A 24,649-nucleotide genomic window follows, 5' to 3' on the forward strand; every position below is an offset into this window, starting at 1 on the left:
CATATCCATCGGTTGGCGCTTCGCTTGCTTTTTCGCTGCCGTCGGGGCGCTGTGTGGTGTTGGCGGCATAGTGATTCCGAACCACGATCAAAGGATCATGGTCAGACGAGACAAGACAGGAAGCCTTCATGCAAACACTGACACCCATCCTTTCGACGATCACGGCTGCCTTTCTTGCGTCTTTCGTCGAGGTCGTCGAAGCCTTCACCATCGTGCTTGCCGTCGGCGTCACCCGCAGCTGGCGCCCGGCGCTGATCGGGGCCGCACTGGCGCTTGCCGTGCTGGCGGCGCTCGTCCTGGCTTTCGGGCCGCTGCTGGCGCTGGTTCCGATCACCATCATGCAGTTCGTGGTCGGTGTCCTGCTGATCCTGTTCGGCATGCGCTGGCTGCGAAAGTCCATCCTGCGCAGCGGCGGCGTCATCGCCTTGCGTGACGAGGATCTGGCCTTCTCAAAGGAAACCGCTCTTCTGCAGCAACAGGCCAATGACCGCCGCGCCGACTACCTTGCGGGACTGGCGTCTTTCAAGGCGGTGCTGCTCGAGGGGGTCGAGGTGGTGTTCATCGTCATTGCCGTCGGCGCGGCACATGGCCAGACGCTCTACGCCAGCCTGGGTGCGCTGGCGGCCTTCGTGCTGGTGATGCTGGTCGGGTTCGCCTTGCACCGGCCGCTGGCTCGGGTGCCGGAAAACGCATTAAAATTCGTTGTCGGGCTGATGCTGACCAGCTTCGGCATTTTCTGGACCGGCGAAGGCATCGGCGCCGAGTGGCCGGGCGAGGACCTGGCCCTGCTCCTCATCTTCGCCATCGTCGCGCTGGCGTCCTTTGCCATCGTGCGCTGGCTGCGCAGCAGCTATCCGCAGCCCGCTGAAGGGGTCGCTCGATGAAACTCATCCGTCTTGTGCTGAAGGAACTCGTCGGCATGTTCGTCGACGACGGCAGTCTGGCGCTGCTGGCGCTGGTCCTGATTGCCGCGATCACCGCGGCGGTAAAGCTGCTGGCTCTGCCGCCGCTCGCCGGCGGCCTCCTGCTGCTGGTCGGCTGTCTCGCCATCCTGCTGCACAGCGTTCGCCGCGCCGCGCGGCACACGCCAATGATCAATGATCAATAGAGGGTGAAAAACACCGGCAGCACGCCGCTGTTCTTCAAATGCTCGGCCAGTTCGATGATCGGGAACAAGGCCAGGAAATAGAGCCCGTCCCGGAAGGTCCGCTTCAAGGTGCGCGTCGAAAACTGGCGCTCGGCCTGGTCGTTGTAGAGCAGGGGGTTCGGCCAGAACCGCGGCGTCCGCTCCGTATAGGCGGTGTAGGCCGGGCCGAATTTTCCGAGCAGGAACTCGGCTTCCTTGCGCGCCGTGACCCTGAAGACGACGAAGCTTGCCAGACCCAAGGCCGCGGCGGCCAGCACGGACCCGTACATCAATCCAACACCTGTCGCTCCGACGGTGGAGAAGAAATAGAGCGGGTTCTGGGTGACCGAAAATGGTCCCGAGGAAATCAGTTCGGCGTTCTTCTTGCCGCCGACATAGAGGATGCTCCACAGACGCCCGATGAAGCAGACAAGAACAAATCCGACACCGAGCGTTTCGACGAATTCGTGCCCGTCCGAGCCCTCGCCGAGGAATGGCTTCGCAAACAGCAACGGGACAAAGGCAACGACTGCCGCAACCTGGACGACGATCAGGCGCCTGTGCTGATCGAACACCTTCGCCGTCGGCTTGAGGGACGCGTAGCCCATTGTATGTCCGCAGCTCCGGGGGTCGGTGGAGATAGACCGACGCCATCCAATAGCCGTTCCGCAAGCTCATGGCGAGGTACCTGCGCGGGATTCTGGCCATTCTTACGAATTTGTAAGCGGCGGGACAGATGCCGGTGCCCAGGACCAGTCACTCAAAGCATGTCGTCGAGACTCCAGTGATTGCTCCAGCGGGCGTCGATCTCGTCATCGACATTCTGGTAGCGGATGTCGGTCGAAAGCCGGATGCGCCTGTCGGCGCTTTGATTGGTCGTGGAAGCGTGGATCATGAACGGCGAGTGCAGCACCACGTCGCCGGCCTCGTAGTCGGCGACCAGCCATCGCGTGTTGAAACGCTCCGCCATGTCGGGCAGGTCCTTGGACACCCAGCCGCCCTCGGTCATGTTGCGATTGAAGGCGCTGATCCGCTCCTGCGGCGCCAGTGCGGCATTGTCCCTTTCGAACCGGGCCTCCATCGCCGTCCCGATCGCATGAGAGCCTTCCAGATAGGCGAGGCCGCCCATCTCCGCGGGCGTATCGCCGATGGGTATCCAGGCGGTCACCACGCGGCTCGTGCCGCCGCGCAGATAGACCAGATCGTAATGCGCCGGGGTTGCGGTCGGCGTTCCGGGCTGTGTGAACCGCATCAGCTTGCGCTTGTGCAGGTAGGATAGGCCGCCGAGGAACTGGTCCATGAAGCCGGAAAGGCGCGGCTGCGCGCAAAAACCCTCATAGGTGGCCGAACGCACCAGCGACATCAGCCGACGGTCGGCGAGGCTTTTGTCGAACATGCCGGCGGCCGCGATGCCAAGGGCAGGATTCGAGCCAGGCTCGATCAGCCCGGTATCGCCGAGGCGGGAAAAGACCCAGCCGCGGAAATCGATGACATCGGACCGGCTCAGAAAACCCTTCAGCCAGACATAGCCGTTTGCCTGGTAGAGTGCGCGGATTGCCGCGACGCCGACTCCCGGATCGGTCGGCACGAGATGGCCGAGCCGATCGGGCGCGCTCGACAGCGTCTTGCCATTGGTGACCAGATTGGCCGGCGCGACGGCTCGATATCCGAACATCTAGAGGACGGAATAGCCGGCGCTCGCACGCTCGCGCCGAAAATCCGATGGCGACATGCCGGCGAGCTTGCGGAACGATTTGTTGAAGGCGCTCAGCGAACCGAAGCCCGAGTCCATGGCCACGCGCAGCACATTGGCATCTTCATGCATCAGCAGCGCCTGGGCGTAGCTCAGCCGCAGCAGGTTGACATATTCGTTGAGCGTCATGCCGGTCGATTTCTTGAAGATGCTCATGGCGTATTTCGGATGGATGTCGGCTGCCCCGGCGATGTTCACGCAGTCGATCTCGTAGAGGAAGTTTTCGGCGATGAAGTCGCACATGCGCCCGACATTGCGCGAGGATTGCTGATCGAAGGGGCTGCCGGCTGCCTGTCCGATCGGATTTTCCGGCACCAGCTGGTAAGGCTCGAACCGCATCCGCTCCAGCCGCAGCAGCAGCTCGTTCACCGCATGCTCGGCCTTTGCCGGATCGCCCGAGCGGACATAGCGGTTCCAGCGCTCGAAATTGTCGTCGTCCGACCGGTCGGTCGCATCGCTCACCAAGGTAGCACCCGTCATCAGCCGGTGCCGGACATCGGTGGGCAGATGCAGCCGGAAGAAATGCACCAGCGGCAGATGCGCGCCGGCATAGACGGCATCGTCAGACAAATCGTCCATCTGGTGCGGCAGGCCGCCCCAGAACAGGCACATCTGGCCGGCGGACAGCGAAATCTCATGATCGTTCATGCGGTAGTGCACGCTGCCGCGGACGATGAAATTGACCTCGACCTGGGCATGCCAATGCGGCTTGAGCATCACCAGGGGCTGCGTGTGGAACATCTGCAGCAGCAGCGGCAGGCCCTCCACGCTGCTGGCGCCAGGCTGATAAAACGGCCTTTCCGGCATCTTACTTTCCGCCAATTTCTTATTCCCTTTGTCGGGGACAAGCCTTCCGCGCTGCATAATCTTAGCCACGCTCGCCAAGAGAGAGCAAATGAAATGGGAGGATTTCTATGCGCACCACACTGACCTGCGCCGCGCTCGCGCTTGCCCTGGGCTCCGGCCCGGCCATGGCGCAATCCGGCGAAATCACGATCTGGAGCTGGAACATCGCGGCTTCGTCGCTGAAGGCCACCGTCGCCGGCTTCAACAAGCAATTCCCCGATATCAAGGTGACTGTCGAGGATCTCGGCAACCAGCCGACCTACGACAAGTCGATTGCCGGCTGCGCCGCCGGCGGCGTCGGCCTTCCGGATATCATCTCGATCGAGAATGGCGAGGCCGAGAACTACTGGAGCCAGTTCCCCGACTGCTTCGTCGACCTGCATACGCTGGGCTATACCGCCGAGGACCAGAAGAAATTCCCCGACTTCAAGCGCACCGAGTTGGAAGTCGGCGACAAGGCCTATGCCATGCCTTGGGATTCCGGCCCGGTCGCCGCCTTCTACCGCCGCGACTTCTATGAGAAGGCCGGTGTCGATCCCGCCTCGATCAAGACCTGGGACGATTTCATCGCCGCCGGCAAGAAGATCCAGGCCGCCAATCCGGGCGTGACCATGACCAACGCCGATTTCAACGGCGACACCGAATTCTTCCGCATGATCGCCAACGAACAGGGCTGCGCCTATTTCGCCGCCGACGGGCAGTCGATCACCGTCAACCAGCCCAAATGCGTCGATACGCTGACCAAGATCAAGGAAATGAAGGACGCCGGCATCATGGCGTCGGCCGACTGGGGCACCAAGATCACCAACAACACCGCTGGCGTCGTCGCCACCCAGGTCTATGGCGGCTGGTATGAAGGCACCATTCGCACCGAATCGGCCGGCGAAAACGGCAAATGGGGCGTCTATCTGATGCCGAGCCTGACCGCCGACGGCCCGCGCGCCGCCAATCTCGGCGGCTCCTCGCTGGCTATCACCTCGGCGAGCAAGAACAAGGAAGCCGCCTACGCCTACCTGAAATATACGCTGGCCACCAATGAAGGCCAGATCACCATGCTGAAGGATTTCGGCCTGGTGCCGTCGCTGATCTCGGCGCTCGACGACCCCTATGTTTCGCAGGGCTTGCCCTACTGGGGCGACCAGGCGGTGTGGAAGGACATCCTGGCCACTCTGCCCAAGGTCGTGCCGAGCCGCGGCACGCCGTTCCAGAGCGACGCCGAGATCATCATGCGCGCCGTGCAGACCAAATATCTGGCCGGCGGCTATCCCGATGCCAAGGCGGCGCTCGACGATGCCGCGAACCAGATCGCCTCGGCGACCGGCCTGCCGATCAAGTGAGCGATCAGCTCACCTTCTCCCCGTTTACGGGGAGAAGGTGCCGGCAGGCGGATGAGGGGTGGCGCAAACGCCGACAATTAACGCTGCCCTAAACGTCCGGACCGCACCGGTTGAGTAACAACACGCCACCCAGCGGGTGCAAGGCGAAAGAACGGGAGGAAACGATGCGCCATCAGAACGCGACCGCCTATCGTTTCCTGGCGCCCTATCTGCTGATCTTCTCGGTGTTCTGGGTGTGGCCGATCATCAGCTCGTTCCTGATTTCCTTCCAGGCGACGCGCACCGTGCCGTGGCGCTGGGCCCCGACCTTCAACTGGGGCAGGCTGATCGCCGACCCGGCCTTTTTCAATGCGCTGAAGAACACGCTGCTCATTCTCGTCATCCAGGTGCCGGTGATGATCTCGCTGGCGATCGTGATGGCGGTGTTCCTGAATTCGCCGCTGCTCAAGGCGCGCGGCCTCTACCGCTTTGCCTTCTTCGCCCCGGTCGTGGTTGGCGAGGTCGCGTATTCGGCGGTGTTCCGGCTGATGTTCAACCTCAATTTCGGCATCATCAACAAATTGCTGAACAGCGTCGGCCTGCCCAGCATCGACTGGTTCTCCAACGTCACGCCGGCGATGGCGCTGATCATGATCGCGGTGACCTGGCGCTGGGCCGGCTACAACGCCATCATCCTGCTGGCTGGCCTGCAATCGATCCCGGATGACGTCTATGAGGCGGCGACGCTCGATCGCGTCAGCAAGGTGAAGCAGTTCTTCTACATCACCCTGCCGCTGTTGAAGCCGATCATCGTCTTCTGCGCCGTGCTGTCGATCATCGGCACGATGCAGCTGTTCACCGAGCCCTTCCTGATCACCGAGCGCGGCGGACCGGGCGGCGGCACCGAGACGCTCGGCCTGTTGCTCTACCGCCAGGGTTTTCGCTCGCTCAATTTCGGCTATGCCTCGGCCGTCGCCTACACCATGGCGGGGCTGGCGATCGCCATCACGCTGGTGCAGCTCTGGCTGACGAAGGAGCCGAAATGAGCTCGCGTTCGCAAGCAAGGCTCGGCCGCAGCATCGCGCTGCATCTGTTCCTGACGCCGCTGGCGCTGATCTGGCTGTTTCCGCTGTGGATGATGGTGGTGTTTTCGACCATGCCCGACAACGGCATCTTCAGCCCCGGCATCGAGCTTCTGCCGCATGACAATTTCGTCGACAATTTCAACAACCTGCAGCGCGACACCAATTTCGTCGGCGCCATCGGCATCTCCGTCTCGGTGGCGGTGACCTACACCTTCCTCTCGGTGCTGCTCACCTCGATGGCCGGCTGGGCACTCGCCCGCTACAATTTCGTCGGCAAGGGCGTGGTGGTCGCCATCATCCTCGGCACCATCACCCTGCCCTATGCGGTGGTGCTGATCCCGCAGTTCATCATGGTGGCGCGCGATTTCCAGCTCGCCAACACCTGGGTGGCGCTGATCGTGCCGCCGCTGTTCAATTCGCTCGGCGTGCTGTTCATGCGGCAGAGTTTTTCGATGATGCCGGGCGATCTGTTCGACGCCGCCCGCGTCGAAGGCGTCAAGGAATGGCGCATCTTCCTGTTCGTTGCCTTGCCGCTGGCGCGGCCGATGCTGGCGGCGCTCGCCATCATCCTCTTCCTTGCCTCCTGGAACAATTATCTCTGGCCGCTTTTGATCAACAGCCAGCCGGGCGCGATGACGGCACCGGTCGCGCTCGGCACGTTGATCGGTCTCACCAAAGTGTCATGGGGCGGCATCATGGCGGGCGCCGTCATGCTGACCGTGCCGATGCTCGTCGTCTTCGTGCTGCTGCAGCGTCATTTCATCGCCGGCATCGCCGCCGGCGCCATCAAATAGGATAGGACGAGATGGCCGCCGTCACGCTCAGCAATGTCGTCAAGCGCTTCGGCGTCTATGAGATCATTCATGGCGCCAACATCGACATCGCCGACGGCGAGTTCGTCGTCTTCGTCGGCCCTTCCGGCTGCGGCAAGTCCACGCTGCTTCGGATGGTCGCCGGGCTGGAAGACATCAGCGGCGGCGAAATCGCCATCGGCGGCAAGGTGATGAACGACGTCGAGGCGGCCGAGCGCGGCATCGCCATGGTGTTCCAGTCCTACGCGCTCTATCCGCACATGACGGTCGAGCAGAATCTGAGCTTCGGCCTCAGGATGAACGGCAATCCGAAGGCCGACACCGAGCGGCGGGTGAAGCGGGCCGCCGAGATCCTGTGCATCGACGAACTGATGCAGCGGCGGCCGAAACAATTGTCTGGCGGCCAGCGCCAGCGCGTTGCCATCGGCCGCGCCATCGTGCGCGAGCCGCAGGTGTTCCTGTTCGACGAACCGCTGAGCAATCTCGATGCCGAGCTGCGCGTGCAGATGCGGGTCGAGATCTCGCGCCTGCACAAGGAGCTCGGCGTCACCATGATCTATGTGACGCACGACCAGACCGAAGCGATGACGCTGGCCGACCGGATCGTCGTGCTCAAGGCCGGCAATGTCGAGCAGATCGGTGCGCCGCTCGACCTCTATGACGACCCGGCCAACCGCTTTGTTGCCGGCTTCATCGGCTCGCCGAAGATGAATTTCCTGGCCGCGAAGGTGGTCGAGGCGGACAATGGTTCCGCGACCGTCGAGCTCGTGAACCATGCCGGCGCGCGGCTCAAAAAACCGCTCCAGACCACACCGCCCGCCGTCGGCGCCGATGTCGTGCTCGGCGTCCGGCCGGAGCATTTCTTCGATGCCGGGCAAGGCGACTGCGACATATCGGTCAAGGCCGATGTCGCCGAGCATCTGGGATCGGTGAGCTACGTCTACGCCGATGCCGGCGGCGACCAGGAACTGATCATCGAGCGCGAGGCCTCACGGCAGCGGGCGAGCGGCGACCATTTGGTGGTGTCGATCAAGGCCGAGCGGGCGCTGCTCTTCGACACCAAGGGCGCACGCATTCGCTAAGCGCCAGAACTTTTCTTTGCCTGACCGATGCGTCGAGGCGGTCCCAAGGAGATTTGAAATGAGTTCCGAAGCTAGAAAAGTTCGTTGGGGCATTCTTGGGCCCGGCAGCATCGCCAAATCCTTTGCCGGCGGCGTGGCGCAGTCGCGCACCGGTACGGTTGTTGCGCTCGGCGCCCGTAACCCCGGCAAGGCAGGCCTTGCCGAGACCTTCCCCGGCGCCCGCATCCTCGACGGCTACGACGCGTTGCTCAACGACGCGGAGGTCGACGCCGTCTACATTTCGATACCGCACCCCGGGCATGCCGAATGGGCGATCAAGGCAGCCGAAGCCGGCAAACATGTGCTGTGCGAAAAGCCGCTTGCGCTGACCGCCTTCGAGGCCGACGCGATGATCCATGCGGCGCGCAAGGCCGGCACGTTCCTCGGTGAAGCCTTCATGTACCGGCTGCACCCGCAGACGCTGCAGCTGGTCGAGTTGATCAAGTCGGGTGTCATCGGCGACGTCAGGATGATCAAGTCGAGCTTCGGCTTCGCCATGCCGGGCTTCATGCCGGAGCATCGGCTTTATGCCAACGACCTCGCCGGCGGCGGCATACTGGATGTCGGCGGCTATCCGGCCTCCATGGCAAGGCTGATTGCCGGCGCGGCGTCCGGAAAGCCTTTTGCCGAGCCCGACAAGGTGACGGGCGCCGCCCATCTCGGCCAGTCCGGTGTCGACGAATGGGCCTCGACGCTGCTGCATTTCCCCGGTGGCATCGTCAGCGAGATCTCCTGCAGCATCTCGCTGACGCAGGACAATGTGCTGCGCATCTTCGGCACCAAAGGCCATATCGAGGTGCCGGATTTCTGGTTCGCCGGTGGCAACCGGGACGTCGGGCCGGGCAGGATCGACCTGATCCGGCCCGACGGGACCCGCGAAACCATCAGCGTCAACGAAACCCGCCATGTCTACTCCTTCGAGGTCGATGGCGCCGGCGACGCTATCCTTGCCGGGAACCAGGAATTCGCCTGGCCGGGCATGGGCTGGGCCGACAGCCTCGGCACGCTGCGCGTGCTCGACAAATGGCGGGCGGCAGTGGGTCTCGAATACGACATCGAGAAGCCGGCTAGACGCATCAACACGATTTCGGGCCAGCCACTGCGCACCGATGGCACCAGCATCCCGAAGCGCCAGATCCCCGGTCTGCCGCGGCCGGCGTCGTGCCTGGCGCTCGGCTTCGAGGATTTCCGCACGTTTTCCTCGGGCTCGATCCTGCTCGATGCCTTCTTCGAGGCCGGCGGTAACCTGTTCGATACTGGCTATGTCTACGGCGGCGGCTACACCGAGGCGCTGCTTGGCCAGTGGCTGCGGAACCGCGGCGTGCGCGAGCAGTCGGTGGTCATCGGCAAGGGCGCGCATTCCCCGCTCTGCTATCCCGATGTCATCGGCAAGCAACTCGCCCAGACGCTCGACCGGCTGCAGACCGATCATGTCGACATCTATTTCATGCACCGCGACAATCCGGACGTGCCGGTCGGCGAGTTCGTCGACGCCATGGACGCGGAGGCCAAGGCCGGCCGCATTCGCGGCCCGTTCGGCGGCTCGAACTGGACGATGGCGCGCATGGACGAGGCGATCGCCTATGCCGAACGGACCGGCAAGCAGGAGCCCGGCGCGCTTTCCAACAATTTCTCGCTGGCCGAGATGCTGGAGCCGATCTGGGCCGGTTGCGTCACCTCCTCGACCGACCAGTGGAAGGCCTGGCTGACCGCCCGGCAGATGCCGAACTTCGCCTGGTCGAGCCAGGGGCGCGGCTTCTTCACCGACCGCGCCGGCCGCGACAAGCGCGACAATGAGGAACTTGTGCGGGTCTGGTATTCGGACCGGAATTTCGGCCGCCGCGACCGGGCGATCGAACTGGCAAACAGACTGGGCAAGAGCCCGATCCATGTCGCGCTCGCCTATGTCCTGGCGCAGCCCTTTCCTTCGGTTCCGCTGATCGGCCCGCGCACGCTGGACGAACTGGAGGACAGTTTGCAGGCACTCGACATTGCGCTTTCGCCGGGGGATCTCGAGTGGCTGGACAGCGGGGTGGAGCAACGCCGGGTGCGCGGCGCGGGTTGACGCGAGCCTTTCCGCTCGGAATTTGACTTTGGAGGTTGGCCAGAGCCGAAGCGACATCTGATCTCCCCCTTGCGGGGGAGATCAGCAGCCTCACCGATCGATCCGCGTCGACAAAATAATCGACGACGACGTCCGCTCCACCCCGTCCATGACGCCGATCTGGTCGAGCAGGGAATCCAGGTCCCTGATCGACGGCGCGTCGACGATGACGATCATGTCGAAATTGCCGCTCACCGAATGCAGCGTCCGCACCGGCGGCAGAGCCTGGAGGCTGCGCACCACCTTGTCGGCGAGCTTGGGCGTCACAGTGAGCAGCACATGCGCCCGCACCAGTCCCTGCTCATAGTCCGGTGACAGCCTGACGCCATAGCCGGCGATGATGCCGCGCTGCTCCAGCCGCTCGATCCGGCTCTGCACGGTGGTGCGCGACACACCGAGCTGGCGCGCCAGCTCGGTGGTCGAGGCACGTGCGTTGGCACGCAGCAGGGAAAGCAGGGCCTGTTCGGCATCACTGATCATTTCGACGATCTCCTTCGGCATATCGTCCAAAAAGTGGTTTCGTTCTGAACAATTCCACGCTTCCTTTCGACAGGCAAGCTGCGATCCTGTCTGCACATTGAGCTTTTGCGCGAGGGGAATTCGGTCATGAAGAAAATCGTTGTCGTTGGCGCCGGAAAAATCGGCTCGACCATTGCCGAAATGCTCGCTTCGACCGGCGACTATCACGTCACTCTCGTCGACCGCGCCGCGGCGCAGTTTGCTACGGCCGAACTGCCGGCCACGGTTGCGACGCTGGAACTCGACATCGTCGCGCCCGGCGCGCTCGAAGCGGCCCTGGCCGGCACGTTCGCGGTGCTGAGCGCCGCACCCTTCCACCTGACGACGCGCATCGCCGAGGCGGCAGCCAGCGCCGGCGTGCACTATCTCGACCTGACCGAGGATGTCGTCAGCACCAGGCGGGTCAAGGAACTGGCGCGTTCGGGCAAGAGCGCCTTCATCCCGCAATGCGGCCTGGCGCCGGGCTTCATCTCGATCGTCGCCAACGATCTCGCCAGCCGCTTCGACACATTGGAAAGCGTGCGCATGCGCGTCGGCGCCCTGCCGCAATACCCGTCGAACGCGCTGAACTACAATTTGACCTGGAGCACCGACGGCGTCATCAACGAATATTGCGAGCCCTGCGAGGCCATCGTCGAGGGCGCGCTGATCGAAGTGCCGCCGCTGGAAGAGCGCGAGGAATTCTCGCTCGACGGCGTCACCTACGAGGCGTTCAACACTTCGGGCGGGCTGGGCACTTTGGCCGAGACGCTAAAGGGCAAGGTGCGCACGCTGAACTACCGCACCATCCGCTATCCCGGCCACGCCGCGATCATGAAGGCGCTGCTCAACGACCTTGGCCTGCGCCATCGCCGCGACGTGCTGAAGGACATTTTTGAGAGCGCCCTGCCGGCGACATTGCAGGACGTGGTCATCGTCTTCGTCACCGTCAGCGGGCTCAAGAACGGCCGCCTGCTGCAGGAGACCTACGCCAACAAGATCTACAGCCAGCGCGTCGGCCAGGTGGTGCGCAGCGCCATCCAGATCACCACGGCCTCCGGCATCTGCGCCGTGCTCGACATGCTGGCCGACGGCAGCTTGCCGGCGACAGGTTTCGTCAAGCAGGAGGACATCGCGCTCGACGCCTTCCTCGCCAACCGTTTTGGTCGCGCCTATGCGCAGCACGAGATGGTTAGCCGGCTGGCGAGCTGAGGTGTTTCTCGCTCCTGAAGCCCCGCGCCTTCTTCGTCATCCTGGGGCGAAGCAAGAAGCGCAGCGACGCGGCGCAGGCCCAAGGATGACGAAAGAATGGGGGCGGGCGACTTCCTATTTGCGCAGGATCATGGGGCGACCCAAGAGAAACCGGATAAAGTTTCCCGCGGTTCGCGAGGCCTTGGCTGAAGTGTGAGGCAGCTGCGGCGGCCTCTCCTTTCGCACGGGCCCCCGCCTTTCGATCTCGATCCCAGGTCGGCCAACGGTGAAGGACGGCTCCGCGACCGGCTTGCCCCTGAGCACATTGGCGGCATTGTTGTCATGAATGACGATGCACCATTGCGCGCCCTTCGATGCCGCCACGACGGTGTTGAAGCGCGTCGCCATCTTCGCGTGATGGTCGCTATAGACACCTTTCATTTCGGCTGATCGCTTCTCGACCAAGGTGCCGAACGCCGACGTAACATATTCGTGGTGCGTATAGCGGCCGGTTGCCGTGTCGAAATTCTGGCCGTCCGGAAAGGCGATATATAGCGGCTGCTGGCTGACCGCGCCCTTTTCGATCTCCCGGCGCGCGTAATAGTCGATCCGCTCCATGAAGCTCGGCGCCAGCGCATCATCGCTGTCGAGCCGCGTCAGTGAAACGAACTCGGCATCCGTGTCGGCTTGGACGAACGCGTTGAAGCGAAGACTGTAGGTCTCATGCGCTTCGACGAGGACCGGCCTGACGTCGATACCGGCCACGCAATTGCAGACCGTCCTGACATAGTTCTCGTGCGTCTCGGCATCGAAGGCGATCAGGACGGTAAAGTCCTTCAGCGACTGGGCCTCGAGAGAAGGCGCGCAATATCCGTCAAACAACGCCAGCCGCTCGACCAGCCATACGGGATCGAGATTGGCGGGGCCTTTTCCATCCCATTGGCTCGGCTTGAAACCCGTGGCGGTGTTGTAGCGAATCGCCACATATTTCTTCAGTGCACACCTCATGGCGGGACACTAGAGCAATTCCAGGAAAAGTGCGTAGCGGTTTTCCGTCCGGAATTGCGTAAAAACAAAGAGTTAGAGCGGGTCGGCGATTCTATCAAAAGCTGAACCGCTCTAGGCTGTGAGGTTTTGCCCCGCAACCGCGGCAACACCGCCAGCCGCGGCGTCACCCCGATGCTCCGCGGCCTAGATATGCAGCGCGTGCCCAAGCGCTTTCAGCGCCGCTTCCTGGAACCCTTCGCCCTGTGTCGGATGCGCGTGGATGGTGCCGGCAATGTCCTCCAGCCGCGCGCCCATTTCGAGCGCCAGGCCGAAGGCCGCCGACAGCTCCGACACGCCCTGCCCGACCGCCTGGATGCCGAGCACCAGATGATTGTCCGCGCGCGCGACGACACGAACGAATCCATCTTCGCCGAGCTTGGTCATGGCGCGGCCGTTGGCGGCGAAGGGAAACAGCCCGATCTTGATTTCGCCGCCAAGCGCTTTGGCCTCTTCCGGCGACAGGCCGGCTGTCAGCAGCTCCGGATCGGTGAAACAGACCGCCGGGATCGCCCGCTTGTCCCAGCTTCGCTTGTGGCCGGCGACGATCTCGGCGACCATTTCGCCCTGCGCCATCGCCCGGTGCGCCAGCATCGGCTCGCCGGTGACGTCGCCGATGGCGAAGATGCCGCGCATCGAGCTGCGGCACTGGTCGTCGATGCGGATGAATTTGCCTGACATGTCGAGGTCGATCTGCTCGAGGCCCCAGCCTTCGGTCACCGGCTTGCGGCCGACCGTGACCAGGATCTTGTCAGCGGCAAGTTTGGCATTCTTGCCATCCGATGTCTCGACCAGCAGCGCATCGCCCTTGGTCGACAGCCCCTTGGCCTTGGCGCCTGGCATCACCTCGATGCCGAGTTCGGCCAGCCGCTTCACCACCGGCCGCGTCAGCTCGGCATCATATTGCGCCAGCACACGCGGCAGGGCTTCGACCACGGTGACCTCGGCGCCCATCTTGGCGAAGGCGATGCCGAGCTCCAGCCCGATATAGCCGCCCCCGACCACGGCGAGCCTCTTCGGCACCTCGCCTAGCGCCAGCGCCTCCGTCGACGAAATCACCGACCCGCCAAACGGCAGGAACGGCAACTCGACCGGCGCCGAGCCGGTGGCGATCACCACCGCCTCTGCCCGGATGACCTGCGTCCCTGTCTCCGTCTCGACCTCGACGGTTTTACCGTCGCGGAACGTCGCCCAGCCCTGCACGGTCTTGACCTTGGCCTTCTTGAGCAGGCCGGCAACGCCACTGTTCAGCCGGCTAACGATACCGTCCTTCCAGGCGACCGTCCTTGTCAGATCGAGTGTCGGCGCGGCGACCGAAATGCCGAGCGGGCTCTTGCCGCCAGCCATATGCGCGACCTTCTCGAACTCTTCGGCCGCATGGATCAATGCCTTTGACGGGATGCAGCCGACATTGAGGCAGGTGCCGCCTGGCTTGCCGGCCTCGACGATCACCGTATCGACGCCAAGCTGGCCGGCACGGATGGCGCAGACATAGCCGCCCGGACCAGCGCCGATGACGAGCAGCTTGCAGGAGATTTCTTTCATGTCGACAGCGTCCTTCTGGTGAGAACTGCCGGGAACGCCCTACCATCCCGCCTCGCGCTGCCCCTCATCCGCCTGCCGGCACCTTCTCCCCGTATAGTGACGGGGAGAAGGAGGCTGACCGCGATGCCGGCGCCATCCGCGTAACGCTGGCGATTGGCGAAACCGTCGATGGCAGCGTCTTTCTCCCCGTCACTATACGGGGAGAAATGCCCGACAGGGCAATGAGGGGCGGCGCGGCGTTCTAGGCCTTCTCTCCCGATGGGCGAGACACGTGGCTCGCTCGTCAGGGGTCGGCCAAATGAAGCGGACAGGGAGACACGCTGAGAACGCATTACATCCCCTCTAATCCACGAATATCAGCGCTGGCGTTTCCAGCAGCGTCTTGATGCGCTGGACGAACACGGCGGCATCCCAGCCGTCGATGACGCGGTGGTCGAAGCTGGAGGACAGGTTCATCATCTTGCGCGGGATGAACTGCGTGCCGTCCCACACCGGCCGCACCATCATCTTGTTGACTCCGATGATCGCCACTTCCGGATGATTGATGACCGGCGTCGTCGCCACGCCGCCCATGGCGCCGAGCGAGGTGATGGTGATGGTCGAGCCGGACAGCTCGTCGCGCGTTGCCGTGCCTGACTTGGCCGCCTCGGCCAGGCGGTTGAGTTCGGCGGCGCACTCCCAGATGTCGCGCGCCTCGGCATGCTTGACCACCGGCACCACCAGCCCCGACGGCGTCTGCGCGGCAATGCCGATATGGACGCCGCCATGCTGGTGGATGATGCCGGCCTCGTCGTCGAACAGCGCGTTGAGGTTGGGCTGGTCGGCGATCGCCCTGACCATCGCCCGCATCAGGAACGGCAGCAGCGTCAGCTTCGGCCTCTCCACGCCCTTGGCCGCGCGCTTCTCCTTGTTGAGCGCGGCACGAAGGTCTTCCAGCGCGGTGACGTCGATCTCCTCGACATAGGTGATATGCGGGATGCGCGATTTGGCGATCGTCATCTTCTCGGCGATCTTGCGCCTGAGTCCGATGACCTTGATGTCCTCTATCGTGTCGTTGCGCACGAGCCCCGATGCCTTCGCGACTTGCGGCCCGCGCGCCAGGAAGGCCTCGATGTCTTCATGCTGGATGCGGCCGGCCGGGCCGCTGCCGGCGACCTGGCGCAGATCGATGCCTGCCTCTCTTGCCCTGAGCCGAATGGCGGGCGACGCCAGCGGTTTGTCGCCCTCGGCACGCGGCGCTCCAGAAACCGACGGCCGTCCCATTGCTTTCGGGCTGGCCGGAGCTGGTGCCGGGTTCGCCTTTGCTTCATCGGTCTTTGACGACGCCTTTTGGGCAGGCGGTGCAGCCTCGGGCTTCGGAGTGGGAAGTTTCGCCGGAGGTTCGGCACTGGCGACTGCCGGGGCACTCTCCGGCTTCACATTGCCCTCGCCGGCCACTTTCAGCCGCACGATCGGCGAGCCGATCGCCACAGTGTCGCCGATCTCGGCGCCGAGCCACAGGATCTCGCCATCGACGGGCGAAGGAATCTCGACCGTCGCCTTGTCAGTCATGACGGCCGCGAGCACCGTGTCCTCACGCACAAGGTCGCCGACCTTCACATGCCACTCGACCAGCTCGGCCTCGGCGACACCTTCGCCGACATCGGGCAGCTTGATGATGTGTTCGCCCATCTCAGGCCTCCCCCTAGGCTTCCAATGTTTCGCGCAAGGCGCGGCCGACCCGGGCAGGGCCGGGGAAATAGTCCCACTCCTGCGCATGCGGATAGGGCGTGTCCCAGCCGGCGACTCGCGCCACCGGCGCTTCGAGGTGATAAAAGCAGTTCTCCTGCACCAGCGCCGAGAGCTCGGCGCCGAAGCCGGAGGTCAGCGTCGCTTCGTGAACGACCACGCAGCGCCCGGTCTTCTTCACCGAAGCGACGATTGTGTCGAGATCGAGCGGCAGCAACGTCCTCAGATCGATGATCTCGGCATCGATGCCGGTCTCCTCGGCGGCGGCCTGCGCGACATAGACCATGGTGCCATAGGCAAGCACGGTGACGGCCGAGCCCGGCCGGCGGATGACTGCCTTGCCGAGCGGGACGGTATAGTGGCCGTCGGCAACTTCGCCGAGCTCATGCTTCGACCATGGCGTCACCGGCCGGTCGTGATGGCCGTCGAACGGGCCGTTGTAGAGCCGCTTCGGCTCGAGGAAGATCACCGGGTCGGGATCCTCGATCGCCGCGATCAACAGGCCCTTGGCGTCATGCGGGTTGGACGGCACCACCGTCTTCAGCCCGGACACATGCGTGAACAGCGCCTCCGGGCTCTGGCTGTGGGTCTGGCCGCCAAAGATGCCGCCGCCGGTCGGCATCCTGACCACGATCGGACAGGTGAAGTCGCCGTTCGAGCGGTAGCGCAGCCGCGCCGCTTCCTGCGTCAGCTGGTCGTAGGCCGGATACATATAGTCGGCAAACTGGATCTCGACACACGGCTTCAACCCGTAGGCCGCCATGCCGATGGCCGAGCCGACAATGCCGGACTCGTTGATCGGCGCATCGAAACAGCGGCTTTTGCCATACTTGGCCTGCAGGCCCTGTGTGCAGCGGAAGACGCCGCCGAAGAAGCCGACATCCTCGCCGAACACGATGACGCGTTCGTCGCGCGCCATCGATACGTCCATGGCATCACGAATGGCCTCGATCATCGTCCGTCTTGGCATGGTCAGACCCCCGCCTGCTGGCGCTGGCGCCTGAGATGCGGCGGCATCTCGGCGTAAAGGCCCTCGAACATGTCACGCGTCGACGGCTTGCCGCCGGCATGCAGCGTGCCGTGGCTTTCGGCTTCCTTCTGCGCCGCGATCACCGTCTCGAGGATTTCGGCTTCGGCCTGGGCATGGCGCTCGTCCGACCAGACGCCCTCGTGGATCAGATGGTTCTTCAGGCGGATGACCGGGTCGCCGAGCGGCCAGGCGTCGGATTCGGCCTTCGGCCGGTAGGCCGAGGGATCGTCCGAGCTCGAATGCGCGCCGGCGCGGTAGGTGACATATTCGATGAGCGTCGGCCCGAGATTGGCGCGCGCCCGCTCCGCCGCCCATTTGGCCACTGCATGCACGGCGAGATAGTCGTTGCCGTCGACGCGCAGCGCCGGAATGCCGAAGCCGAGGCCGCGGGCGGCGAAAGTGCCGGAGCCGCCGCGCGCGATGCCTTGGAAAGTCGAGATCGCCCACTGGTTGTTGACGACGTTGAGAATGACCGGCGCCTTGTAGGTCGAGGCGAACACCAGCGCCGAATGAAAGTCGGACTCGGCCGTCGAGCCGTCGCCGATCCAGGCGGCGGCGATTTTCGAATCGTTCGATATCGCCGAGGCCATCGCCCAGCCGACCGCCTGGATATACTGCGTGGCCAGATTGCCGGAGATCGAAAAGAAGCCGTGCTCCTTCGACGAATACATGATCGGCAGCTGCCTTCCCTTCAGCGGATCGGCTTCGTTCGAATAGATCTGGTTCATCATCGTGACCATCGGGTAGCCGTCGGCGATGAGCAGGCCTGCCTGTCGATAGGTCGGGAAATTCATGTCGCCGGCGGCGAGCGCCTTGCGGAAGGCGCAGCTCACCGCCTCTTCACCCAGATGCTGCATGTAGAACGAGGTCTTGCCCTGGCGCTGCGCCATCTGCATGCGCGCGTCGAAGCTGCGCAATGTCATCATGTGGCGCAGGCCCTCCAGCAATTCCTCGTCGGAAAGCAGGCCGGCCCACGGTCCGACCGCTTCGCCGTCGCGGTTCAGCACGCGGATGATCGAAAACGCCATGTCGCGGATCGTGCGCGGGTCGACATCGATCTCGGGGCGCGGCGCCGAACCCGCCTTGGGGATGGGCACGTTGGAGAAGTCAGGCGTCCCGCCCGGCCGCACCTCCGGTTCGGGAACATGGAAGCGCAACATTCCAGCATCGGCCATGACCTTCGTCCTCCAATGTTGCCGGCAGGATATTTGCACATCCTCGCCGCCAGACCAGTGCCAATTCGTCGGGCCTTGGTCTCGGCTGTCGTCAAACGGCGGCCGATGCCGCACGCGAGCGACAAAATGCAGATATGTCGGCGAAATTTCTTGTCGATGTTACGCCGCGGCGCGCAACTTGGCGAATGGCCGTGCCCAGTCTTGCGCAAGAGGAGGTATTTCCTGCCGGTGCCGGCGCCGCCCCTCATCCGCCTGCCGGCACCTTCTCCCCGTACAGTGACGGGGAGAAGGGGGTTGGCCGCGTCGTTGCCGCTTATCCTGCAGCGCTGGTGATTGGCGAAACCGGCGACGCGAGCGTCCCTCGCCCCGTTCACGGGGAGAGGATGCCGGCAGGCAGGTGAGGGGCAGCGCCAACGCCCGAAGTGGAGCAATCCAACCCTAGGGCAGCATGCCCACTGCATGGTTCACCCCGCCGCGCCGCCATGCTAACCAGCAACCATGGCACAGAAGAAAGCATACGAGGTCGATTCCTGGCTCGCGAAGCCGGAGCAGCGCATCTCGATCGTCCTGCTCTACGGCCCCGACCGGGGCCTCGTCGCTGAGCGTGCGAAAGCCTTTGCCGTCAAGATCGGCCTGCCACTCGACGATCCGTTCTCGGTGGTCCGGCTCGATGGCTCCGAAGTCGACCGCGACGAGGGCCGCCTGCTCGACGAGGCCCGCACCGTGCCGATGTTTTCGGACCGGCGCCTGCTATGGGTGCGCAACGCCAGCGGCCAGAAGGCGCTGGCCGACGACGTCAAGGCGCTGACCAATGAGCCGCCGCGCGACGCCATCATTCTGATCGAAGCCGGCGATCTGAAAAAGGGGGTCGGCCTGCGCGCCATCGTCGAGGCGGCGGACAATGCCATGGCCCTGCCCTGCTATGCCGACGAGGCCAGGGACATCGATACCGTCATCGACGACGAATTGCGCAAGGCCGGCATGTCGATGGCGATGGAGGCCAGGCAGGCGCTGCGCCGCAACCTCGGCGGCGATCGGCTAGCCTCGCGCGGCGAGATCGAGAAGCTCATTCTCTATGCCCATGGCCAGAAGGAGATCGGCCTCGACGACGTCAAGGCGACATCCGGCGATGTCTCCGGCGCCTCCTTCGACGATGCCGTCGATGCTCTGCTCGAAGGCAAGATCGGCGACTTCGACACCGCCTTCACCCGCCATTGCCAGTCCGGCGGCCAGCCCTTTCTGGTGCTGTCGTCGGCGATGCGGCAATTGCAGGCGATCCAGGCCATGCGCGGCCAGATGGAATCCGGCGGCCGCAACGCTGCCGCAGTGGTTGCCGCGGCGCGACCGCCGGTTTTTTTCTCGCGGCGCAAGCTGGTGGAAAAGGCGCTCGAGCGCTGGAACGTCGAGGCGCTGGGACGTGCGCTGAACCGACTGCAGGCGGCCGTGCTACAGACGCGGAGACGGCCGGACCTCTCGGTGGCGCTGGCACGGCAAGCGCTGCTTGGCATTGCGGTGGAGAGCAATCGGCTGGCGCAGCGGTAGGTACCTTGACGGATGGCTTCGGCATGGCCGTGCGAGCTATTCCATTTCAGCGCCGCCCCTCATTGCCCTGCCGGGCATTTCTCCCCGTAAACGGGGAGAAAGAGGCCGACCGCAACGCTGGTGTCTTTCCTGCAACGCTGGCGATTGGCGAAATCGCGGATGAGAGCGTCCCTCTCCCCGTCACCATACGGGGAGTGGATGCCGGCAGGCAGGTGAGGGGCGGCGCCAACGTCCGGAAAAGATCATTGGAGACCTCGATCCGAGGGCTTTGCTTGGCCGAAGGCCCGCAGGTTCCCAATGTGGTTTGCCGGCTAAGTGCCTATCGCTCCTGCTTCAACCTGCGACACAGCTCATCAAGCTGATCCAATGTCCGATAATTCACCCGGAGCACGCCGCCGCGCTCCTTGTGCTCGATAGAGACGATCATGCCGATCGTGTCGGTCATCAGCTTTTCCAGCGCCAGCGTGTCTGGATCCTTCTCAGGCGCGCTCGGTGCGGCCTTGGTCTTGGCCGGCGTGGGCCCGGCCGGCATCTGCGCCAGCGCTTCGGCCTGGCGCACCGAAAGCCCTTCGTCGACGATGCGCTTGGCGAGCCCCGCCGGATCCTCGGCCGTCACCAGCGTGCGGGCATGGCCCGCCGACAGGGCGCCATCGACCAGCATGTCGCGGATCACGTCGGGCAGCTTCAACAGGCGCAGCGTGTTGGCGACATGGCTGCGGCTCTTGCCGATCACCTGGCCGAGATCGGCCTGCGTGTAGCCGTGCTCGTCGATCAACTGCTGATAGCCCTGCGCCTCCTCGACGGGGTTGAGGTCGGCACGCTGGACGTTTTCGATGATCGCCAGCTCGAGCGCCATGCGGTCGTTGACGTCGCGCACGATGATCGGGATCTCGGTCAGGCCGGCGCGCTGCGCCGCCCGCCAGCGCCGCTCGCCGGCGATGATCTCGTAACGGCCGGCTTGTGTCGGCGATGGTCGCGCCACCACCGGCTGCACCACGCCGTGCTCGCGGATCGACTGGGCAAGGTCGGTGAGCTCGGCCTCGCCAAAATGGCGGCGCGGATTCTTCGGGTTCGGGCTGACGAATTCGATCGGCACCTTGCCGTCGGCCGCCGGGCTCTGCTTTTCCGCGATCGCCGGACGATCGATTTCGCCGATCAGCGCCGCCAGTCCACGGCCCAGTCTTTTTCTCGAAAGGTCTTCAGTCATAATCTGTCCAGATCGTTACGGTATCGAATCGGCGTCAAAATGGGATCGGCGTCAGGCGGCGCGCAATTTGCGCTCGCGGCGGATCACTTCGGAGGCAAGCTGCAGATAGGCCTGGCTGCCCGAGCATTTGAGGTCGTAGAGGATCGCCGGCTTGCCGTAGGACGGCGCCTCGGAAACGCGGACGTTGCGCGGAATGATGGTCTCATAGACCTTGTCGCCCATATGCTGCCGCACATCCTGCACCACCTGGTTGGCGAGGTTGTTGCGGCCGTCATACATGGTCAGCACGATGCCCTGGATGGTAAGATCCGGATTGATCGAGCGGCGCACCTGCTCGACCGTCTCGAGCAGTTGGCTCAAGCCTTCGAGCGCGAAGAATTCGCACTGCAGCGGCACCAGCACCGAATCGGCGGCGGCCATCGAGTTCAGCGTCAGCAGGTTGAGCGACGGCGGGCAGTCGATCAGCACATAGCCGAAAGGCGCCGAGCGCTCGGCCGCGGCGCGCAACGCATTGCGCAGGCGCAGGACCCGGTCCGGCGCCGAGGCGATCTCCATCTCGATGCCGAGCAGGTCGAGCGTCGACGGCACGATCGACAGGCCGGGCACCGCCGTCGGCACCGCCGCCGCTTCGAGGTCGAGCTCGCCGGTCAGCACATCATAGGACGAGACGGTGCGATCCTTGCGGTCGATGCCGAGACCCGTGCTGGCGTTGCCTTGCGGATCGAGGTCGACGATCAGCACCTGTTCGCCGATTGCCGCCAGCGCCGTGGCCAGATTGATGGCGGTGGTGGTCTTGCCGACACCGCCCTTCTGGTTGGCGACGGTGATGATACGGGGTCCAGTTTTCATGGGTCTATGCCAGTAATTCATTGCGGGTCGCCGGGCGCAGATTTGACAGTTCGAGGACGACCCCATGCGGGTCGGTCATGCTCGGATGTTCTACCAGATCGAACGCCCATCGGTGAGTGCTTTCTTCCACTTCGGCCCGGTAATCCCGGCCTTTGTGGAACAGCGCGCGAGCCCCGTTGGTCAGCCAGGGCGCCGCCAGATCGAGCAGGGCCGGCAATGAGGCCAGCGCTCGCGCGGTCACGATTTCAGGTGCAGAAACAAGTGGATAGCTGTCATCGATGCGCCGCGCGATGACCCGCGCCGGCAAACCGAACTGGCCGATCACCGCCTGCAGGAACGACGCTTTCTTGCGATTGCTTTCGACCAGATCGATCGAAGCGCCCTCACGTTCAGCAAGCAGAAACGCCAGCACCAGGCCGGGAAAACCGCCGCCCGAGCCGAGATCGATCCAGCGCTTCGCTTGGGGCGCGATTCGGCCAAGCTGCGCGCTGTCGAGGATGTGGCGGCCCCAGACATCGTCCAGCGTCGACGGCGCGGCGAGGTTGATGCTGCGGTTCCATTTCAGGAAGAGCTGTTCGAACGCCACCAGGCGCTCGAATGTTTCACGTGAAACCGGACCCGCGGCCTCTTGCAGGCTTGTCCATGAGGCAGCGCTCACGCGACATCCCTTTGCGCCACGGCCTCGGCATTTCGGACATGGGCAACGATGATCGCCAGCGCCGCTGGCGTCATCCCTTCCATCCGCTGGGCGTCCGCGATCGAGCGCGGCTGGCGTGTCAGCATCTTCTGCTTCAGCTCATTGGAGAGCCCAGGCACATTGGCGAATTCGACGGAGGCCGGGATCAGCCGGCTCTCCTCATGCCTGATCTGCGCGACATCCGCCTGCTGTCGGTCGAGATAGACCGAATATTTCGCCTCCGTCTCAAGACGCTCGGCCGTCTTGGCGTCGATCTCACCGAACCGAGGCTCGATTCGCGCCAGCCAGGCAACGTCGACACCGGGATAGGCCAGCAATTCATAGGCCGAACGGCGCACGCCGTCCTTGTTGATCTCGAGCCCATGGCGCGCCGCTTCGTTTGGCGTGAAGTTAACACCTGTCGCCAGCTCGCGGGCCTTCTTAAGGTCCTGCATGATGTCGTTAAAGCGATGCATCCGCTCATGCGACGCAATCCCCAGCCTCTCGGCCAGCGGCGTCAACCTCTCATCGGCATTGTCGGCCCGCAGCGACAGGCGGAACTCGGCCCGCGAGGTGAACATGCGATAGGGCTCGGCAATGCCGCGGCTGGTCAGATCGTCGACCATCACGCCGATATAGGCTTCGGTGCGGCTCAGCACGACCGGGTCGCTGGCGGATGCCTTACGCGCCGCGTTGAGGCCGGCGAGCAGCCCCTGTGCACCGGCTTCTTCATAGCCGGTCGTGCCATTGATCTGCCCGGCGAGGAACAGACCACCGATGCGCTTGGTCTCCAGCGTCGGCTGCAATTCGCGCGGATCGACATGGTCGTATTCGATCGCATAGCCGGGCTGCAGCATCGTCGCCCGTTCCAGCCCGGGAATTGTTTTCAGAATATCGAGCTGTACGTCTTCCGGCAGCGAGGTCGAAATGCCGTTCGGATAGACGGTGTCGTCGTCGAGACCCTCCGGCTCAAGGAAGATCTGGTGTCCTTCGCGATCGCCGAACTTGACGATCTTGTCTTCGATCGAGGGACAATAGCGCGGTCCAACACCTTCAATAGAGCCCGAATACATCGCGGACCGACCAAGATTGAGGCGAATCAACTCATGCGTCGCAGGTGTGGTGCGCGTAATACCGCAATGGATTTGCGGATTCTGGATGGCATCCGTCATCAGCGAGAACGGCACCGGGTCTTCATCCGCGGCCTGGCTTTCGAGCGACGCCCAGTCGATGGTTCGTCCGTCCAGGCGCGGCGGCGTGCCGGTCTTCAACCGTCCAAGCTGAAAGCCCGCGCGGCTCATCGTCGCCGACAGGCCGATGCTCGCCTGCTCGTTCATGCGGCCAGCAACGATCTTCCTCTCGCCGATATGGATCAGCCCGCGCAGGAAAGTTCCCGTGGTCAGCACCACCGCGCCGCAGGCCAGCCTGCGTCCATCCGCCAGCAAAACAGCCGATACGCGTTCATTGGCGATCTCGAAATCCAGAACCTCGCCTTCGATCACCTCGAGATTGGTCTGTTCGCGGATTGCCGCCTGCATGGCCAGCCGATAGAGCTTGCGGTCGGCCTGAGTGCGCGGACCGCGCACGGCGGGCCCCTTGCGGCGGTTGAGCAAGCGGAACTGGATGCCCGCCGCGTCGGCGATGCGACCCATCAACCCATCCATGGCATCGATCTCGCGCACCAGGTGCCCCTTGCCGAGGCCGCCGATCGCCGGATTGCAGGACATGACGCCGATCGTGTCGAAGCGCAGCGTCACCAGTGCCGTCCGGGCGCCGGCGCGCGCCGCAGCGCTCGCAGCCTCGCAACCGGCATGGCCGCCGCCCACCACAACCACATCATAGTGATCGTTCATTTTACCATTCCAGATTCTGAAGTTGCCGGAGACATGTCCCCGAGAACCTCCGCTGTCAAGGTTGCAAGGCGAGTTCGTTTCACGTGAAACAATGTCACGATGCCGATGCCGCGTGTTTCACGTGAATCACCGCCCACCAACCGTGCCG

General features: G+C 64.0%; 22 protein-coding genes. 9 read left to right on the forward strand and 13 right to left on the reverse strand.

Going from position 1 to position 24,649, the window contains the following annotated elements; genetic code table 11:
- Nucleotides 1-128 precede the first annotated feature (128 nt).
- Both ACSQ3Z_RS03345 and ACSQ3Z_RS03350 read left to right on the forward strand, forming a co-directional pair.
- A complete protein-coding gene (locus tag ACSQ3Z_RS03345; RefSeq protein WP_436169955.1) occupies nucleotides 129-884 on the forward strand; it encodes a COG4280 domain-containing protein in 756 nt (251 codons plus the stop codon).
- Nucleotides 881-1,108, forward strand: a complete 228-nt coding sequence (locus ACSQ3Z_RS03350) for a hypothetical protein (protein ID WP_436169956.1) — start codon at nucleotides 881-883, stop codon at nucleotides 1,106-1,108. Before ACSQ3Z_RS03345 ends, ACSQ3Z_RS03350 begins: the two co-directional genes overlap by 4 nt.
- Here the strand turns inward: ACSQ3Z_RS03350 and ACSQ3Z_RS03355 are convergent.
- From ACSQ3Z_RS03355 to ACSQ3Z_RS03365, 3 genes are all read right to left on the reverse strand, one after another.
- Complete coding sequence (locus ACSQ3Z_RS03355) at nucleotides 1,102-1,734, reverse strand: methyltransferase family protein (protein ID WP_436169957.1); 633 nt, start codon at nucleotides 1,732-1,734, stop codon at nucleotides 1,102-1,104. The genes ACSQ3Z_RS03350 and ACSQ3Z_RS03355 overlap by 7 nt on opposite strands.
- A gap of 152 nt (nucleotides 1,735-1,886) precedes the next feature.
- The gene (locus tag ACSQ3Z_RS03360) at nucleotides 1,887-2,801 is read right to left on the reverse strand and encodes a phytanoyl-CoA dioxygenase family protein (RefSeq protein ID WP_436169958.1); all 915 of its coding nucleotides are present in this window, start codon (nucleotides 2,799-2,801) and stop codon (nucleotides 1,887-1,889) included.
- A complete protein-coding gene (locus tag ACSQ3Z_RS03365; RefSeq protein WP_436169959.1) occupies nucleotides 2,802-3,686 on the reverse strand; it encodes a helix-turn-helix domain-containing protein in 885 nt (294 codons plus the stop codon). It lies immediately after the preceding gene.
- Between the two features lie 107 nt (nucleotides 3,687-3,793).
- Here ACSQ3Z_RS03365 and ACSQ3Z_RS03370 point away from each other — a divergent pair, with 107 nt between their 5' ends.
- The 5 genes from ACSQ3Z_RS03370 to ACSQ3Z_RS03390 all read left to right on the forward strand — a co-directional run bounded on the left by ACSQ3Z_RS03370 (nucleotide 3,794) and on the right by ACSQ3Z_RS03390 (nucleotide 10,124).
- Nucleotides 3,794-5,062 (forward strand): ABC transporter substrate-binding protein, encoded by a 1,269-nt coding sequence (locus ACSQ3Z_RS03370; RefSeq protein WP_436169960.1) that lies wholly within the window; start codon nucleotides 3,794-3,796, stop codon nucleotides 5,060-5,062.
- A 164-nt stretch (nucleotides 5,063-5,226) separates the two neighbouring features.
- Nucleotides 5,227-6,087: a carbohydrate ABC transporter permease gene (locus tag ACSQ3Z_RS03375; protein WP_436169961.1), complete on the forward strand. Its 861-nt coding sequence runs from the start codon at nucleotides 5,227-5,229 to the stop codon at nucleotides 6,085-6,087.
- Nucleotides 6,084-6,920, forward strand: coding sequence for a carbohydrate ABC transporter permease (locus tag ACSQ3Z_RS03380; RefSeq protein WP_436169962.1), 837 nt, complete (start codon nucleotides 6,084-6,086; stop codon nucleotides 6,918-6,920). The genes ACSQ3Z_RS03375 and ACSQ3Z_RS03380 overlap by 4 nt, the downstream gene beginning before the upstream one ends.
- A gap of 11 nt (nucleotides 6,921-6,931) precedes the next feature.
- Complete coding sequence (locus ACSQ3Z_RS03385) at nucleotides 6,932-8,020, forward strand: ABC transporter ATP-binding protein (protein ID WP_436169963.1); 1,089 nt, start codon at nucleotides 6,932-6,934, stop codon at nucleotides 8,018-8,020.
- Nucleotides 8,021-8,078: 58 nt separating this feature from the next.
- Complete coding sequence (locus tag ACSQ3Z_RS03390) at nucleotides 8,079-10,124, forward strand: aldo/keto reductase (protein WP_436169964.1); 2,046 nt, start codon at nucleotides 8,079-8,081, stop codon at nucleotides 10,122-10,124.
- A 90-nt stretch (nucleotides 10,125-10,214) separates the two neighbouring features.
- Here ACSQ3Z_RS03390 and ACSQ3Z_RS03395 read toward each other — a convergent pair whose 3' ends face one another.
- On the reverse strand, nucleotides 10,215-10,643 hold the full coding sequence (locus ACSQ3Z_RS03395) for an Lrp/AsnC family transcriptional regulator (protein ID WP_436169965.1): 429 nt from the start codon (nucleotides 10,641-10,643) through the stop codon (nucleotides 10,215-10,217).
- Nucleotides 10,644-10,769: 126 nt separating this feature from the next.
- On the opposite strand from ACSQ3Z_RS03395, the gene ACSQ3Z_RS03400 reads away from it, so the two are divergent.
- Nucleotides 10,770-11,873: a saccharopine dehydrogenase C-terminal domain-containing protein gene (locus tag ACSQ3Z_RS03400; RefSeq protein WP_436169966.1), complete on the forward strand. Its 1,104-nt coding sequence runs from the start codon at nucleotides 10,770-10,772 to the stop codon at nucleotides 11,871-11,873.
- Nucleotides 11,874-11,987: 114 nt separating this feature from the next.
- Here the strand turns inward: ACSQ3Z_RS03400 and ACSQ3Z_RS03405 are convergent, their stop codons facing one another.
- The 5 genes from ACSQ3Z_RS03405 to ACSQ3Z_RS03425 all read right to left on the reverse strand — a co-directional run bounded on the left by ACSQ3Z_RS03405 (nucleotide 11,988) and on the right by ACSQ3Z_RS03425 (nucleotide 18,374).
- A complete protein-coding gene (locus ACSQ3Z_RS03405) occupies nucleotides 11,988-12,836 on the reverse strand; it encodes a glycosyltransferase (protein WP_436169967.1) in 849 nt (282 codons plus the stop codon).
- A 207-nt stretch (nucleotides 12,837-13,043) separates the two neighbouring features.
- Entirely contained in the window at nucleotides 13,044-14,441 is a 1,398-nt protein-coding gene (lpdA, locus tag ACSQ3Z_RS03410; protein ID WP_436169968.1) for a dihydrolipoyl dehydrogenase, read from the reverse strand.
- Between the two features lie 342 nt (nucleotides 14,442-14,783).
- Nucleotides 14,784-16,112, reverse strand: coding sequence for a dihydrolipoamide acetyltransferase family protein (locus tag ACSQ3Z_RS03415; RefSeq protein WP_436169969.1), 1,329 nt, complete (start codon nucleotides 16,110-16,112; stop codon nucleotides 14,784-14,786).
- Nucleotides 16,113-16,125: 13 nt separating this feature from the next.
- Entirely contained in the window at nucleotides 16,126-17,139 is a 1,014-nt protein-coding gene (locus ACSQ3Z_RS03420) for an alpha-ketoacid dehydrogenase subunit beta (protein WP_120016779.1), read from the reverse strand.
- A 2-nt stretch (nucleotides 17,140-17,141) separates the two neighbouring features.
- A complete protein-coding gene (locus tag ACSQ3Z_RS03425; RefSeq protein ID WP_436169970.1) occupies nucleotides 17,142-18,374 on the reverse strand; it encodes a 3-methyl-2-oxobutanoate dehydrogenase (2-methylpropanoyl-transferring) subunit alpha in 1,233 nt (410 codons plus the stop codon).
- 498 nt (nucleotides 18,375-18,872) lie between these two features.
- Between ACSQ3Z_RS03425 and holA the strand changes: the two genes are divergently transcribed.
- Nucleotides 18,873-19,916, forward strand: a complete 1,044-nt coding sequence (gene holA, locus ACSQ3Z_RS03430) for a DNA polymerase III subunit delta (protein ID WP_436169971.1) — start codon at nucleotides 18,873-18,875, stop codon at nucleotides 19,914-19,916.
- 319 nt (nucleotides 19,917-20,235) lie between these two features.
- Here the strand turns inward: holA and ACSQ3Z_RS03435 are convergent, their stop codons facing one another.
- From ACSQ3Z_RS03435 to mnmG, 4 genes are read right to left on the reverse strand one after another with little or no spacing between them, the layout of a single operon-like run.
- Nucleotides 20,236-21,123: a ParB/RepB/Spo0J family partition protein gene (locus ACSQ3Z_RS03435; protein WP_436169972.1), complete on the reverse strand. Its 888-nt coding sequence runs from the start codon at nucleotides 21,121-21,123 to the stop codon at nucleotides 20,236-20,238.
- Between the two features lie 51 nt (nucleotides 21,124-21,174).
- Nucleotides 21,175-21,972, reverse strand: a complete 798-nt coding sequence (locus ACSQ3Z_RS03440; protein ID WP_436169973.1) for a ParA family protein — start codon at nucleotides 21,970-21,972, stop codon at nucleotides 21,175-21,177.
- A 4-nt stretch (nucleotides 21,973-21,976) separates the two neighbouring features.
- Complete coding sequence (rsmG, locus tag ACSQ3Z_RS03445) at nucleotides 21,977-22,630, reverse strand: 16S rRNA (guanine(527)-N(7))-methyltransferase RsmG (RefSeq protein WP_436169974.1); 654 nt, start codon at nucleotides 22,628-22,630, stop codon at nucleotides 21,977-21,979.
- On the reverse strand, nucleotides 22,627-24,501 hold the full coding sequence (gene mnmG, locus ACSQ3Z_RS03450; protein WP_436169975.1) for a tRNA uridine-5-carboxymethylaminomethyl(34) synthesis enzyme MnmG: 1,875 nt from the start codon (nucleotides 24,499-24,501) through the stop codon (nucleotides 22,627-22,629). Before mnmG ends, rsmG begins: the two co-directional genes overlap by 4 nt.
- Nucleotides 24,502-24,649: the final 148 nt, after the last annotated feature.

The organism is Mesorhizobium sp. LjNodule214 (assembly GCF_964252735.1).
Taxonomy (GTDB): Bacteria; Pseudomonadota; Alphaproteobacteria; order Rhizobiales; family Rhizobiaceae; genus Mesorhizobium.